This window comes from Parahaliea mediterranea (assembly GCF_017255185.1).
Taxonomy (GTDB): Bacteria; Pseudomonadota; Gammaproteobacteria; order Pseudomonadales; family Halieaceae; genus JAFKCZ01.
On record NZ_JAFKCZ010000001.1, the window covers coordinates 419,159 to 434,563 of the forward strand.

General features: G+C 63.6%; 12 protein-coding genes. 8 read left to right on the forward strand and 4 right to left on the reverse strand.

What is annotated here, in order from left to right; genetic code table 11:
• Window positions 1–78 precede the first annotated feature (78 nt).
• Window positions 79–1,266, forward strand: coding sequence for an aromatic amino acid transaminase (locus JYP50_RS01695; protein WP_206558716.1), 1,188 nt, complete (start codon window positions 79–81; stop codon window positions 1,264–1,266).
• A 161-nt stretch (window positions 1,267–1,427) separates the two neighbouring features.
• On the opposite strand, the gene JYP50_RS01700 is transcribed toward JYP50_RS01695, so the two are convergent.
• The 3 genes from JYP50_RS01700 to JYP50_RS01710 form a co-directional block, all read right to left on the reverse strand.
• Window positions 1,428–2,558: an FAD-dependent oxidoreductase gene (locus JYP50_RS01700; protein WP_206558717.1), complete on the reverse strand. Its 1,131-nt coding sequence runs from the start codon at window positions 2,556–2,558 to the stop codon at window positions 1,428–1,430.
• 97 nt (window positions 2,559–2,655) lie between these two features.
• Window positions 2,656–3,672 (reverse strand): hypothetical protein, encoded by a 1,017-nt coding sequence (locus JYP50_RS01705; RefSeq protein ID WP_206558718.1) that lies wholly within the window; start codon window positions 3,670–3,672, stop codon window positions 2,656–2,658.
• A gap of 289 nt (window positions 3,673–3,961) precedes the next feature.
• Window positions 3,962–4,525, reverse strand: coding sequence for a MarR family winged helix-turn-helix transcriptional regulator (locus JYP50_RS01710; RefSeq protein WP_206558719.1), 564 nt, complete (start codon window positions 4,523–4,525; stop codon window positions 3,962–3,964).
• Between the two features lie 454 nt (window positions 4,526–4,979).
• On the opposite strand from JYP50_RS01710, the gene JYP50_RS01715 reads away from it, so the two are divergent.
• The 7 genes from JYP50_RS01715 (at window position 4,980) to JYP50_RS01745 (ending at window position 14,583) form a co-directional block, all read left to right on the forward strand.
• Window positions 4,980–5,855, forward strand: coding sequence for an alpha/beta hydrolase fold domain-containing protein (locus JYP50_RS01715; protein ID WP_206558720.1), 876 nt, complete (start codon window positions 4,980–4,982; stop codon window positions 5,853–5,855).
• A 174-nt stretch (window positions 5,856–6,029) separates the two neighbouring features.
• Window positions 6,030–8,186 (forward strand): TonB-dependent receptor, encoded by a 2,157-nt coding sequence (locus JYP50_RS01720; protein ID WP_206558721.1) that lies wholly within the window; start codon window positions 6,030–6,032, stop codon window positions 8,184–8,186.
• A 20-nt stretch (window positions 8,187–8,206) separates the two neighbouring features.
• Window positions 8,207–9,412 carry an MFS transporter gene (locus JYP50_RS01725; RefSeq protein ID WP_206558722.1) on the forward strand — a complete coding sequence of 402 codons (1,206 nt, stop codon included), beginning with the start codon at window positions 8,207–8,209 and terminating at the stop codon, window positions 9,410–9,412.
• Between the two features lie 194 nt (window positions 9,413–9,606).
• Window positions 9,607–10,857: a sarcosine oxidase subunit beta family protein gene (locus JYP50_RS01730; protein ID WP_206558723.1), complete on the forward strand. Its 1,251-nt coding sequence runs from the start codon at window positions 9,607–9,609 to the stop codon at window positions 10,855–10,857.
• Window positions 10,858–10,878: 21 nt separating this feature from the next.
• Window positions 10,879–11,169 (forward strand): sarcosine oxidase subunit delta family protein, encoded by a 291-nt coding sequence (locus tag JYP50_RS01735; protein WP_206558724.1) that lies wholly within the window; start codon window positions 10,879–10,881, stop codon window positions 11,167–11,169.
• Entirely contained in the window at window positions 11,166–14,030 is a 2,865-nt protein-coding gene (locus JYP50_RS01740; protein ID WP_206558725.1) for a 2Fe-2S iron-sulfur cluster-binding protein, read from the forward strand. Before JYP50_RS01735 ends, JYP50_RS01740 begins: the two co-directional genes overlap by 4 nt.
• Window positions 14,023–14,583, forward strand: coding sequence for a sarcosine oxidase subunit gamma (locus JYP50_RS01745; RefSeq protein WP_206558726.1), 561 nt, complete (start codon window positions 14,023–14,025; stop codon window positions 14,581–14,583). Before JYP50_RS01740 ends, JYP50_RS01745 begins: the two co-directional genes overlap by 8 nt.
• A 67-nt stretch (window positions 14,584–14,650) precedes the next feature.
• On the opposite strand, the gene JYP50_RS01750 is transcribed toward JYP50_RS01745, so the two are convergent.
• Window positions 14,651–15,346 (reverse strand): nitroreductase family protein, encoded by a 696-nt coding sequence (locus JYP50_RS01750; protein ID WP_206558727.1) that lies wholly within the window; start codon window positions 15,344–15,346, stop codon window positions 14,651–14,653.
• Window positions 15,347–15,405: the final 59 nt, after the last annotated feature.

Below are 15,405 nucleotides of genomic sequence, written 5' to 3' on the forward strand. Positions count from 1 at the left end.
TTGAGCGGCCGTCGACGGCGGCCCTTGTTTTTACCGCCCGGTCGGGATACCGAACGGGCTACGAGAGAGAAAAATAGCATGCTGGAAAACCTCGAAGTCCTGCCGCCGGATCCCCTCCTGGGCCTGATGGCCGCCTTTGCGCAGGACCCCAACCCACAAAAAATCGACCTGGGTGTGGGTATTTACCAGGACAACACAGGCCAAACCCCGGTGATGGGCGCGGTGCTCGAGGCCGAGGCGCGACTGCTGGCGAGCGAGGGCAGCAAGCGCTACCTGCCGCCGGCCGGCGACCCGGCCTTCACTAGCGGTATGCTGGCATTGGTGCTGGGGGAGGGCGCTGCCGGGCAGTTTGGCGAGAGGGTCCGCGTGGTCCAGACCCCCGGCGGCTGCGGCGCGCTGCGGATCGGCGCGGAAGTGATTGCGCGCAGTCGTCCCGGGGCGCGGGTGTGGGTGAGCGACCCCACCTGGCCCAACCATGTACCCCTGCTGGGCGGTGCCGGCCTCCAATTGCAGACCTATCCCTACTACGACTTTGCCCATCACCGACTGGACTTTGACGCGATGTTCGCGGCGCTGGGCGAGGCCACCGCGGGCGATGTGGTGCTGTTGCACGGTTGCTGCCACAACCCCTCCGGTGCCGACCTGAGCCTTCAGCAGTGGCAGGTGTTGACCGAGTTGTGTGAGCAAAAGGGTTTTACACCGATGGTGGACGTGGCCTACCAGGGACTGGGGCAGGGCCTGGAGGCGGATGCCGCTGGCTGGCGCTGGATGGCGGAGCGGGTGCCTGAAATCCTCATTGCCAGTTCCTGCTCCAAGAACTTTGGCCTGTACCGCGAACGCACCGGTGCGCTGCTCGCCGTGGCACGCGATGGCCGGGCCGCCCAGGCGGTGCACAGCCAGGCGCTGTCCGCCGCGCGACAGATCTACTCGATGCCGCCCTCGCACGGCGCACTCGCGGCCGGAATGATCCTGCAAGATGCCGACCTGGGCGACACCTGGCGGCACGAACTGGCGCAAATGCGCGAGCGTATCGCCTCGGTGCGCCGCGGTGTCGCCCAGAGCCTGGGGAGCGATTTTCAATTTATTGTGCGCGAGGCGGGTATGTTTTCCTTCCTGGGCATCCGGGCGGAACAGGTGAAGAGGCTGCGCGAGGAGTTCGGCATTTACATGGCCGAATCCACGCGCATCAACCTGGCTGGGCTCAACGATGGCAATTTGGAGTACTTCTGCACGGCGATGAATACGGTGCTGAATGAACGGCACTGATATCTTGTAAACCATCGATGGGGAAGCGTGTCCGGGCGCTCAGTGTCCGATATCGCTGGCAACCGCATACGCCGTCACCGTGCCGTCGGGAATGCCGCTGCCGACCCCTGTGAATTTCGCCAGCCACATCGCTGCCGTAACAGCGGTGGCTGGCGAGGCACTTAGACTTGTGTGATGATCTCGGAACGCGCGCCGCGGCTGGTTTGCTCCGCCAGCCAGGGATTGGCCAGGAGGTGGGGAATGATCTCCGAGCGCACCTCGTTGGGGATATTGGCAATTTCACCAAACAACGAGGCCCAGTGTTGGCAGTGATCCACGAGCGGGCGCATTGTCGCTTCCCAGGTCTGTAGCGCCGCCGGGACATCGCGCCGGTCATCGACTGCGGCGAGATGTGCCGCCAGCGCCAGGCCATTCTGCATTGCCATGCCGCCACCTTGTCCCAGGTTGGGTGTGGTGGCGTGGGCCGCATCGCCGAGGATGCAGGCGTTCCCCGCCGACCAGGTCCGGCACTTGACCAGGCTGTAAACGTTCCAGGTTACCGGCCCGGTGATGCGATCAAGCAGGAATGCCCAGTCGGGAAAACTGTCTTTCCAGCAGGACTGGATGGCGGTATCACGACCCTCGTTGTCAGTCGCGGGGCACGTCAGCGCCAGGTAGACCTCTTCGTCGTTGATGGGGGTTATCAGCAGGCGTCGCTGGCCGTTCCAGCACTCGATGCAATGGCCGCGGGAGTCCTCGGGCATCTCCGCCTGGGTCGCCTTGACGATCGTTCTCAGCGCCCCCTCCCGGGTCTGCTCCTGGGATAGCAACAAACCGAGGGTGTTCCTGACCGATGACCAGGCGCCGTCGGCGCCAATCACGACGTCGCCATGGGCGCTGTCGCCGGAAGCGAAGAACAGGCTGCCATCAGCGCGCGCCTCCACCACCTCGGTGCCGGTCACGATCCTGGCCCCGGCCCGGCTTGCGGCGTCTGTCAGTCCGGCGTGCAGGTCGCTCCGGTGCACCGCAACCACGCGTGCTCCCGGTGGCAACTCGGCGGGTATCATGGCATTGCCGAGGTGGTCCCGTTGCTCTACTCCGCTGGCCAGAAAGGCATTGCGCATGGCGCGCTCATAGGCGCCGATTTCGGACAGCACCGCCAGGCCGTTGTTCCACAGGTAAATGCCTGAGCCGTTGACGCGCAGTTCCGGGTGGCGCTCATAAACGGTCACATCCCAGCCCCGTTGTCCAAGGGCGGCGGCGGTGGCGAGCCCGCCGATACCGGCGCCGGCGATCAGTGCTTTGCGTGTCATGATGAATATCTCCTGTAAACGGCCTTGCCTGTCGTACCAACGAAGTCATCGGGCAAGGCGGTTATTGGTGGCAGTAGTGTATGGTCGCTGGTCGGATCTAGTTCGCCGATAAGGCCTTGTCATAGGACAGGACCGACACCCCGCCCATCCACTCCCTGACGGGTTCATAGAACAGGGTGCGGCCGGGAATGCCGTTCAGGGCTCCCATCATCATGACCCACAGGGCCATTTCGTAACCGCCGTTGCCCGCGTCGCGGTAAATATCCTCATAGTTCATGCTCAATAATGTTTCCTTGTCGCCCCGTTCCAGAGCATTGAGCACGCGCCGGTCCCAGTCAACATTGATCAGGTCGTCTCGCGTGGCGGCCATTTCCATCTCACGCTCCGCGATCATCCGGGAAAGTTCGGGGTCTTTCGTCATGCCGCCGGGGCCGGCGCGTTGGGCTTCCAGCATTCTTTGCTCGAACTCGTCGAGTGGCTGGTCGGTTTCGTTGACGAAAGGCGGCCAATGGGAAATCCCGCCACTGGCGATGATGGCGACTTTTTCGGGCCGTTTGGCGATCACCCGAGCCAGCAGCTGACCAAGGTCAAAGCATCTTGATAGGGTGGGGCAGGGAGGTACGAAGCAGTTGGTGAAAATCGGCACCACGGGAATGTCGCGTTCCGGCCGCAGGAAGCGCATGGGAAGCAGTACGTTGTGTACGAGTTCAGCCGACCCCCAGCGCGTGATATCGAAGCCCGCCGCGATGCCGCTTTCCAGGATGGTCATGGCGTAATCCCGGTGGCCGGCGATCGGAGCGCGTTTGAGCTGAATCCAATCCTCGAGGTGAGCGGGTGGGCCATAGTGCTGATCCGCCACGGATATTGAAAATGCCGGCATGTTGTCCATGGACGACATGTCGAAATGGTCGTTGACCAGGGCCAGGATGATATCCGGCTGGGCGCGCGCGAGCAGGCTCCGGGCTTCGTCGAAGCCGGCAAGGATGTTCTCTACCTGGCCCTCGGGGGGCAGCGACAGGAGATTGCCGAGGCCGGGGGTATGGGTCATGCCAAAGGCGGCTACGATCTTTGATTCGGTGCCTGCAATCAGCTGCTGGGATGTGTCGATGGTCATAGGCTCACTTCTCCGTTGGTGTGCCATGGTTGAAACGGCACTGGGTATTTTTTTGTGGAACCCAATGGCTGGACTCCGTGTATAGGTCCGTCGCCGCGGGATAAGTGCGCATATTTATATGTTATTACATATGAAAGTGCAAGTTAATGCGAGTGCCCGTCGAGGAGAGGGCAGTGAGTGAAGGCGCAAGTGGTGCGTCTGTGGCCGGGTTGGATAAGCGCGGAGGCCGATCGCCCGGGCGGCTAGCCCGAGCGGGGAGGGCGCAACGCGGGGGGTTGGGACGGCAGGGTTAGCCGTCGAGAACCCCCGCGTAACTCGGGGAGGTGATGTGGTTAAAAATCCGCGACAGCATTTCTGTCAGCGATTTGCGTTCCTTTTCGCTAAGCACGCTTAAGGCATCGGCCTGGATCGCATAGGCGATTGGTTGCAGGTGAGTGATCAGGCTTTCACCTTCCGGTGTCAGGCAGACATTGACAATCTTGCCATTGACCTCAGATCGGCTCTTTTCCACCAAGTTGCGCGACACCAGCTGATTGATAATGCGGCTGACAACGGATTGCTCAATTACGATGTCGCGTGCCAGGTCGCCGATACTGATCGGTTGTGCGTTGGCGATCACCTGCAAGGCGCGAAACTGGACAACGTTGATGCCGGATTCGCGAAGGTGTTCCAGCAGCAACATGTTGAGGGCGTGTGTCACACAGCTCAACTCATGGGGGAGATAGCCACCTTTTATGGTGCGATATTCCTCGCTATCGAACCGCTTTACCGGATTCTTTTTTGTCCGTGCTCGCTGTGAGCCAGGTGGACTGTTTCCACCCGCCGGCTTTTGATGCCTGCTTTTTTTCTGCATTGATAAGTCCCAGGGGCATAGACAAGCAGCCGTGACACAGCCAGTGCTGCAAGCCTGTCGATAACGAAAGATACCCTGCGCCAGCGGCGTTCGGCGCAGGGCGCCGACAGCCTGGAGACTGGCTCCTCTTACAGGAGGGTACTCGCTTATGTTACCGAATTTCCATGCCGGGCTGCATCATCGAGGCGCGAGACATGACTGGACGCAATCCACGCCGGATTCCCCTTGTCGGTCTTGATTGGGATAGCGCGGCGCACTGCGGAAACTTTTAAGTCTAAAATATTCGACCAATAAACTTGTAATTACAGATGTAAAGGCATATTGTGAGGGTCAGGCGTTGTTCGGGGTAAGCCGGTGGGCTTCATGGGGCGCGGTATCAGGTATATCCGTCCGGTGCGGGGTTCACATCCGGGCTTCCCGGGGAAACAGAGTCCGACAATAAAAGGAGTGTCCCGTGTCGCTAGACGATATGCCAATCCAGCCACCGCTGCGGCTACCCGAGGGAAACGCATACGGTGAGCGTGTACTCGCCGCCTCCCGGTCGGTGCTTGAAACCCACCAGGGGCATCTTGACCAGTCTTACGGGCCGGATTACTGGCAGAAGGTGGATGTATTCCTCCCGCGGGTGCCGTCAGCCGCGGCGTTGCCATTGTTGGTCTTCGCCCACGGCGGGTCCTGGGTGGGCGGCTACAAGGAGTGGATGGCCTATATGGCGCCGGCCGTGACGGCAATTCCCGCCATATTCGTATCCGTGTCCTATCGGCTGGCGCCGCAAAACCCCTATCCGCTTCCCTTCGAGGACTGCTGCGATGCGATCCACCTGGTGTATGAAAGAGCGGAATCATTGGGCGGCGACAAGTCGCGGATTTATGTCGGTGGCCATTCGGCGGGGGGGCACCTGATGAGCCTGGCCGCGGTGCGCGGTGATTGGCAGCGCGAGCGCAATCTTCCCGCGGATGTCGTCAAGGGATGCTTGTCGATCAGTGGTGTTTATGACCTGCAAACGGCGCAACTGGACGCGGCAGAGAAAGCAGCCCGGAGCAATGCCTTGATCGGGTGTCCGGCGGACGAGGCGCCTGCGAGCCCTGTTGTGCATGTATCGGCGTCTTCGCCGCCATTTGTCATCACCGTGGGGGAGTTGGATTTTCCCCCGCTCAGGCAACAGGCGAGAGAGATGCGCGATCGGCTCGAAGCCGCCGGTGTCGCGGTGGTTTTTCAGGAAATTGCCGGCGCGGATCACTTCGCTACCAGTGAGCATTGCGTGAATGCCGACCACCCCTGGCTTGCCGCGGCAAGCCGATTCCTGCGGGCGGAACACGCCGCACGGTGACAGCAAACAGCCAGTAACTATTTCACATTCATTATTCAGGTGGAGTTCGAGATGAAAAAAATAAGTCGTTCCCAATTAGCGCACCGCACTATGGCGCTCTACTGTCTGTCTCCGCTGGCGATGGCCCATGCAAATCTTGCTGGTGCGGTCGACAGCGCGGGGGGTAGTGCCAGGTTGGAAGAGGTAATCGTAACCGCCGAAAAGCGCCAGGCCAGTATTCAGGATGTGCCCATCGCGGTGACGGCCCTGTCAGGCGACAGCTTGCAACAGCAGGGCATCAACGATGTTGCCGCGATCGCGGTGAAAATCCCCAACTTCGACTTCGGCGAGTCATTCGGCGCCGCGAAACTGTCCATTCGCGGTATCAGCTACAGCAACCTGTCCACCGGCGCCGAGGGCAGCGTTGCCTACAACTTGAACGGCGTCTATGTCTCGCGGCCGGCGGCGCAGTTGGGCAGCTTTTTCGACGTGGACCGGGTGGAGGTGCTTCGCGGCCCGCAGGGCACACTCTATGGCCGCAACGCCACCGGTGGTGCCGTGAATATCTACACGGCCAAACCGGACGAGTACTGGTCCGGATTTGCACAGCTGAGCCTTGAAAACTACGAGCACAGAATCCTGGAGGGCGTGATTGGCGGTCCGCTGGGCGACAACCTGGGCGTGAGGCTGGCCGTTTTCGACCAGCGCAGGGACGGCTACGGGGAGAACATCGTCACCGGCAAGGACGTGGACAATATCGATGCCAGCAGCGCTCGCGCTACCGTCGCCTGGGAGCCCTCCTCGGTGCTGTCGATTGCTGTCATTGCCGACACCAGTCACCAGAAAGACGCTTCCAGGGCGACCCGCACGATCGCCCAGAGGGGCTTGACCGGCGAGGAGGGGGTATCCGGAGAGCCGATTCTCGGGGTGCAACTCGGCGGTACGGCCTTGCTGCAACAATTTGATATCGCCAGTGATATCCAGCCGCGCTATTCCCGGCGCTCGGAGGGGGTAACCCTCGACGTCAATTGGGACGTCTCGGATGCGCTGACCATCCGGTCGCTCACGGCCTACCGGAGTTCGGAGTTTGCCCTCAACAGTGATCTCGACGGGACCGACGTGGCGCTGAGCCAGATTTTCTATGATGAGGAGTCCGTGCAGTACTCCCAGGAGATCAATGTTCACTTTAGCGGCGACAGGCTTCAGTGGACGGCGGGGGCCTATATTTTCGATGAGGATATCGATGGCGTGTTCTGGACGCCCGGGGCGCCACCGCAGGATCCGGGGAATTTTCTCGCCGCCTATGCGGCCGGCGGTAGCATTAACACGCGTGCGTACGCCGTTTTTGGGCAGGCGGAGTATTCGCTGACGGACCAGCTTGCGGTGATACTGGGGGGGCGCTTCAGTAGCGAGGAAAAGGAAGACCGGGACTTGTACACCGATTTTGTCACCGATACCAAGTTCCTTGAGCCGGCAAATCTCGATCATCCCAATCCACCGCTGTCCGGCCCTTTTGAGCAGTCCGAGCGCTGGAATTCCTTTACCCCGAAAGTGGGGGTCAACTACCACATGACCCAGGACACCATGTTGTACGGCTCTGTTTCGGAGGGCTTCAAGGCCGGCGTGTTCAATCTCGGTGCGACCTCGGTCATTCCCGTCGGCGGCGGGGAGGTCGCGCTGAGCAACCCGGCGGTTGACCCCGAGTCGGTATGGGCCTATGAAGTGGGCGTCAAAACGGACTTGCTGGACCAGTCGTTGCGCTTGAACTCGGCGGCGTTTTACTACGACTACTCTGACTTGCAGTTGACCAAGATCGTCGGCTTGCTGGCCACGTTGACCAACGCCGCGAAAGCGGAAATCTACGGCCTGGAGATCGACGCCGAATACCAGGCATCCGAAAGTCTTAACCTGCAGCTGACCGGCGGGTGGCTGCATGCGCGCTTTAGCGAATTCGACAGTACCGACCCCGGGCGCCCGACGCTGGGCGTCCAGGACCTGTCCGGTAACCAGCTGCCCCAGGCACCCGAGTTTTCTGTTGGTCTGGGCATCGAGTACAGCGTGTTCTTGCCGCGCGGCATTCTCAAGCCTTCCCTCCAGGCGAACTGGCGCTCGCGCAATTACTTCGACGAGTTCAATATCGAGGCGATCTCCCAGGCGGAGCACACCAAGGTGGACTTGTCCCTGTCCTACCAGGACCAGAGCGGGGTCGAGTTGGTTGCGTTTGTACGGAACCTGACGGATGAGGAGACCTTGGAAACGGCGTACCAATCCAGCGGCAGGTTGGGCTACAACATCAATGGATTCCTCTCGCCGCCCAGAACCTATGGTATTCGCGCGCGGTACACGTTCTGACCGGGCGTGTGGCGATGTGCGTGGAACGAAAGGCCGGTACTCGCCAGGGGCTGACCATCCTGGTGGGATCCGCGCTTCCGGTTATGGGCGTGGTGTTACTGGCGCCGGTAGCCCAGAACTTGCGCGAGGGACTGGCTGGCGCGTCGTTGCCTTTTGATGTGACGTCCCTGGTATTGACCGCGCCGGCACTTGCGATCGCCCTGTTCTCTCCCCTGGCGGGATATATCGTCGACCGTGTCGGGCGCCGGCCGGTTTTGTTGAGCATGCTGTTGCTCTACGGGGTCGTTGGGATGGCCCCCGTCTTGCTGAGCCATCCGCTGGCCATCGTCGCGGCCCGTTTTCTACTGGGTATCGCCGAAGCCGGAATCCTGGCGGCTAACTTCGCCCTGATCGGTGACTACTTTCGGGGAGAGCAGAGGCGCCGTTGGATCGCCTACAAGAGCAGCGTGGCGGCGGTGATGGCCACAGTGTTCTACATCGTGGGCGGGTTTCTGGGGGAGTGGGGCTGGCGGGCGCCCTTCGCTTTCTATGGCATTGGCATCCTGATAGCCCTTCCCGCGGCGCGGTACATTTTCGAGCCCAACAGGTCTCCCGCGATCGACACCAGCCCTGCACCGGCGGCGCCTCCCACCGGGACTGTGCTGCCCTACCTCGTGATTACGCTGCTGTGCGCCATCCTGTTCTACATCGTACCGCTGCAGCTGGGATTGTTTCTTGAGCGTCGCGGCGAGTTTACCCTCACGGCGATCGGCGTCATGATTGCCCTTGCCGGATTGGGCAACCCGATCGGCGCGCTGGCCTTTCGGTTTCTGAGTCACATCAGCTTGCCCGTGTTGATGCTGGCCAGTGCCTTGCTGGCGGGGGCGGGCCTGATGGTGGCCGCCATGGCGCCCGGGGCGCCGGCTTTGGTACTGGGGGGATTCATCAATCAGGTGGGCTGCGGGCTGTTCGTGCCAATAACGGTGTCCTCGCTGTTACAGGTTGCGCCCTCGGAGCGTCGCGGCACCAGTGGAGGGGCCTGGAGTACGGCCTTCTTCATCGGCCAGTTTCTATCTCCACTGTTGGTCGCGGCGCTGATACAGCGGTCCGCCGCCGGTGGGGAACTGCTGGTGCTCGGCCTGGTAAACCTGGCGATTGGGGCCGTCGCCTACCTCGCGTTGCGCGGTGTTCGCCGTGTCGGGACCAGCAATGAGTCCACCCGTGTTAAAATCAAGGGGATTGGCTAGCCGCGCGGATGTTATCGGGCAGTAAATGAAAATGCTCGAGCGCGGGGCCGGCCAGAAGAACCATTCCGCGCCGCAGTATCACCTGGGTATCAAGCTGGCCCTGATCGAGGCCGTCGACGGCTTCTTCCAACGGCATATTGACGAGGTGCGGGCGTGGCGACGGCAGGTGTACACCGTGCTGTTAAGGAGGGCTCGTGGAAAAGTATTCCGGATTCAACCTGCTCAAGCACGCGTTGACAGGCCACCGTCGCTGGCCGCGCTCCTGGCGCAGTCCCGAGCCCAAGCCGCGCTATGACGTGGTGATCATCGGTGGCGGCGGGCACGGCCTGGCCACGGCCTACTATCTGGCCAAAGAGCAGGGCATCACCAACGTGGCGGTGCTGGAAAAGGGCTGGCTGGGCGGCGGCAATACCGGCCGCAATACCGCGGTGAGCCGCTCCAACTACTTCTACCCCGAAAGCACGCGCTTTTTCGAGCATTCCCTGAAGCGCTTCGAAACCATGGGGCGCGATCTCAACTACAACATCATGTTCAGCCAGGTCGGGCTGCTGAACCTGGCCTTCAGCCGCCATGAGCTGGAAATTTTCCGGCGCTGGGCGACCGCCATCCAGGTACAGGGGGTGGACTGCCAGGTGATGAGTCGCGACGAGATCGCCGCCGCAGTGCCGCTGCTCAATATGAGTCCGCACGCGCGCTACCGTGTGTACGGCGGCTTTATGCAGCGGCGGGGCGGGATTTCCCGCCACGATGCGGTGGCCTGGGCCTACGCCCGGGCGGCCGACAACCTGGGCGTGGACATTATCCAGAACTGTGAAGTGACCGGGCTCGAAGTCGGCGACGGCCGCATTCGGGGTGTCAAGACCTCCCGCGGCGCGATACGCACCGACAAGGTGGGCATGGCGGTGGCGGGCCACAGCACGGCGGTGGCCGCCATGGCGGGTATCAAGCTGCCGATTGTCAGCCAGTGCCTGCAGGCCATGGTCAGCGAGCCGGTCAAACCCTGCTTCGACCACGTGGTGATGTCGCCGATGGTGCACTGCTATGTGTCCCAGTCCGATCGCGGCGAACTGGTGATCGGCGGCGGCGCCGACACCCACCCTTCCTACGGGCAGCGGGGCAACCTGCCGACGACCGAGGCGGTGTTGAACGCGGTGGTGGAGATGTATCCCACCTTCAGCCGCCTGAAGCTCATGCGCCAGTGGGGCGGTATCGTGGATATTGCCCCCGATTCCAGCCCCATTGTGTCGAAAACCCCCGTAACCGGTTTCTACATCAGCACCGGCTGGGGTACGGGCGGCTACAAGGCTATTCCCGCCGGGGGCGAAACCCTGGCCCACACCATCGCCCACGATCGGCCCCACCCGCTGGTGGAGCCCTTTTCCCTGGACCGCTTCGCGCAGGGACGGCTGGTGGACGAGGGCGCGGCGGCGGGCGTGGCCCACTGACCGGAGCAAGGAGATGCAAGCGTGATTCGAATCGAATGCCCCTGGTGCGGCCCGCGCAGCGAGGCGGAATTCACCTGTGGCGGCCAGTCACACATTGTTCGCCCCGCCGATCCGGCGGCGGTGTCCGACCGCGAGTGGGCACAGTACCTCTACCAGCGCGACAACCCCAAGGGCCTGCACTACGAGCGCTGGCGCCATACCTTCGGCTGCCGCCAGTGGTTCAACGTGGCCCGCGATACCGTGACGCACGAGATCCGCGCCGTGTACCGGATGACCGACCTGAAGCCAGCGCCCGGCGGGGAGGGCGTGTGAAGCGCACCGCACAGCGCCTGCCCCACGCCCGGGTGGATCCGGGCAAGACCCTGCGCTTCCGCTTCGACGGGCGGACCTACGAGGGCGTGGCGGGCGACAGCCTGGCCTCCGCCCTGCTGGCCAATGGTGTCGGTGTGGTGGGTCGCAGCTTTAAACTGCATCGCCCGCGGGGTGTATTCGGCTGCGGCAAGGAAGAAGCCAATGCCCTGGTCCAGCTGGAAAGCGGCGGTTACAGCGAGCCCAATGCGCGGGCGACCCTGGTGCCCCTCTACGAGGGGCTCGAGGCCCGTGGACAGAATGCCTGGCCGAATGTACGCAGTGATGTGTTCGGGGCGCTCGGTGTATTCAAGCGCCTGCTACCGGCGTCCTTCTATTACAAAACCTTTATGTGGCCCAACTGGCAGCGGTGGGAGGGGCTGGTGCGGCGTCTGGCTGGCCTCGGCATTGCGCCGACAAGCGCCGATCCCCAAAAGTATCTCAAGCAGAACGTCCATGCCGATGTGGTGGTGGTGGGCGCCGGGCGCTCAGGCCTTGAGGCCGCGCTCGCGACCTCCCGGGACCCGGCGTGCCGGGTGCTGCTGATCGACGAGCAGGAGGAGCCCGGTGGCGGCCTGCTGGCCAGCCCGGCCGCGGCGGATCGGTCCTGGCTGGAGGAAGCGCTGCGGGAAGTGGCGGCCCGCGACAACATCACCTTGTTGTGTCGCACCACGGTCAACGGCTATTACGACAACAACGTACTGGCCGCCCTCGAGCGGTTGTCCAACCACCACGGACCCGCCGCCGGCGGGGCGGTGCGCGAGCGCTTCTGGCGTATCTTCGCCGGCCGGGTGGTGCTGGCCACCGGGGCCATCGAGCGACCGCTGGTATTTCCCAACAACGACCGGCCCGGCATCATGCTGGCGTCCGCGGTGCGCGAATACTGTCACCGCTACGGTCTCACCCTGGGCGAGCGGATCGTGTTCTACACCAACAACGATTCCGCCTGGCGCACGGCCCTGGAACTGGTGGACGCGGGCGTACCGGTGGTGGCGATTATCGACCTCCGCCCCGCGGTGGAATCCGAACTGCGCCAGCGTGCCCGGGAGGCCGGCATTGCTCTCCACCTCGGCACTGTCGTCACCGATACCCGGGGCCGCAGCGGCCTGCGCCGGCTGGTGCTGCACCGCCTGGCGGGGCCGGGCGATGCCCTTGAAGCGCCCGCCGGTACCCTGGATTGCGATGTACTGGCCATGTCCGGTGGCTGGACGCCGACTGTCCATCTCTACTCCCAGTCCGGGGGCCTGCTCGCCTATCGCGACAGCGACGCCTGTTTCGTACCGGAGCGCGCGCACCAGGCGGTCACCGCGGTCGGTCGCGCCAACGGCGAGTTTGCCGCGCCGCTGAATCTCCAGCCCCAGTGGCTGACCCCGGGGGTGTCAGCGGAGCATCAATGGGTGGACTTCCAGTACGACGTGACCGCTTCGGACATCCAGCTCGCGGCGCGGGAGAACTTCGTGTCGGTGGAGCACGTCAAGCGCTACACCACCAACGGCATGTCGGTCGACCAGGGCAAGACCAGCAACGTGAACGGCCTGGGGATACTGGCCCTGGCGACCGGCCGGCCGATCCCCGAGGTGGGCACCACGCGTTTCCGTCCGCCCTACCATCCCACCTCCCTCGGTGCCTACGCCGGTATCGAGCTGGGGGCGCTGTACACCCCCTTCCAGCAGTTGCCGGCCCACGCCGCCCACGTCGCCGCGGGGGCGCTGTTCGAGGACTACGGCGCCTGGCAGCGCCCGGCCTGCTACCCGCGGCCCGGCGAGGAGGAGGAAGCGGCGATGGCGCGGGAGGCGAGGGCGGTGCGCAGCGCCGTGGGGCTGCTGGATTACTCCCCCCTGGGCAAACTCGAGGTTCGCGGTCCCGATGCCCGGGAATTCCTCAATCGCATGTACCTTAACAATATCCGCACGCTCGAGGTCGGCGCGGCGCGCTATGGGCTGATGCTGAACGAGGCGGGCATCGTGATCGACGACGGCGTGGTGGTCTGCCTGGCGCGGGACCACTTCCTGCTGCACACCACCAGCGGCGGCGCCACCACCATTCACCAGCACCTGGAGGAGTGGCTGCAGTGCGAGTGGACCGATCTGGAGGTGATCGTCGGCAACGCCACCACCCAGTGGGCGACGCTGATGCTCAGCGGCCCCAAAGCGCGCGCGGTACTGGCACAGCTCGATGGCGACATCGATGTCTCACGCGAGGCCTTTGGCCATATGCAGTATCGGGAGGGCCGCTTGCTCGGCCAGCCCTGCCGCATTCTGCGCGCCAGCTTTACCGGCGAGGTGTCCTTCGAGATCAGCGTGCCCGCGAACTGTGGGCTGTCGCTGTGGGAGGCGCTGATGCAGGCCGGTGAACCTCACGGCATCGTACCCTTCGGCATCGAAACCCTGATGCTGCTGCGCACCGAGAAGGGCTACCCGCATGTCGGCGCGGACACCGACGGCAATACCATGCCCCAGGACCTGGGCTGGGGCGGGGCGGTGGCGAATAAACCGGACGACTTCGTCGGCCGCCGGAGCCTGTCCCAGCCGGTGGGCTCGGACCCCGGCCGCTTCCAGTTCACGGGGTTGGAGCTGCTGGAAGCGGATGCGCGCACGGTGAGCGGCGCTCATATTCTAACGGCGGATGGCGAAAGTACCGCCGGCTATGTCACCTCGGCCTTCCACAGCCCCAACCTGAACCGCACCGTGGCGCTGGGCATCGTCGCCGACGCCCGGGATCGGCAGGGCGAGGAAGTGACGGTTTTCTACGCGGGCCAGCGCCAGCGTGCCCGCCTGATCAAACCGGGCGTCTATGACCCGGCGGGAGAGGCACTCAATGGCTAAACTGGACAGGGCGACCCCGCTGGCGGGCACGGGGCTGGAGCGCGCGGGTCTGTGTGTCGCGGAAAACACTGGCCTCGGTCTCATTCGTCTGCAGGCCTTCCATCGCAGGCCAGGCGCCGTGGAAGAGCTGACCGCCCGTCTGGGCATCGAACCGCCCGGCCCCGGGAGTCTCCGCAGCGAGCGGGACCGGCAGTGGTTCTGGTCCGCGCCCGGCGAATGGCTGATCGCGATCCCGGCCGGTACCGAGGACGCGGTGCTCGGCGCGTTGCGGGCGCAGCTCGATGGCCTGTTTGTTGTACTCAGCGCGATTACCGACAGTCAGGTGGCACTGGATATCACGGGTGAAGCCGTGCGCGAGGTTCTCGCCCGCGGCAGTACCGTGGATTTTCACCCGGCGAGCTTCGGCGCCGGCAACTGCGTGCTGACGCGCTTTGCCGGCGTACCGGTGATGCTGGCCAGCCCCGGCCGGGGCGAGCAAATTCTGCTGTTCGCGGACCGTTCCCTGGCGCGCTACCTGCTCGACTGGTTCGAGGCGGCAAGTATCGATTGTTGAGCTGGACGCGCTCGCCAGGCAGCCGGAGCGATTACCGCCAGCGTTCGGGCAGCCGGGGCCCCGGCGACTATTCCGCGGCAGCGGGCTCGAGGAAACTGGCGATCTGCTCCAGCGGTTTCTTGACGGTTGCCGCCCGCGGGATCATGGCGTTGTCCGCCGGGTGACCGACAACCAGCAGGATATACGGTCGCTCGTTGCCGGGCCGGCCCAGTATTTCGTTGAGGAATTTCATCGGGTTGGGTGTGTGGGTCAGCGTGGCCAGCCCCGCGTTGTGCAGGGCGTTGATCAGGAAGCCGGTGGCGATGCCCACCGATTCCGGCATGTAGTAATTCTTGCGCCTGTTACCCTTTTCATCGATACCGTAGCGCTCGGCGAAAATCGCGATTAACCAGGGCGCGGTCTCCAGGAAAGGCTTTTGGGCATCGGTGCCGATCTTCTTGAGGTCATTGAGCCACTCGTCGCCGGCCTTGCCGCCGTAGAACTCGCGTTCCTCCTGTTCCGCCGCCTTGCGAATGCGCCGTTTTATCGCCGGGTCGCTGACACAGGCGAAGTGCCAGGGCTGGTGATTGGCCCCGGAGGGCGCCGTCCCCGCGGCCAGCAGGGCGGTTTCGATCACCGCGCGATCCACCGGCTGGTCGGTGAAATCGCGCACGGAGTGGCGTTGGCGAATAAAGGCGTAATACGCCTGCGCCCGGCGCAGGGACTCCCCGGGCGAGAGTGCCTGCCGGTGGGGCAGGGGGATGGGGTCGTAGTGAAAATCCATCGCTGGTCCTCGTGTGTCTGTAAAGCAAAGCGCCGCAACGGCGCGTCCGGGGCGGGTCG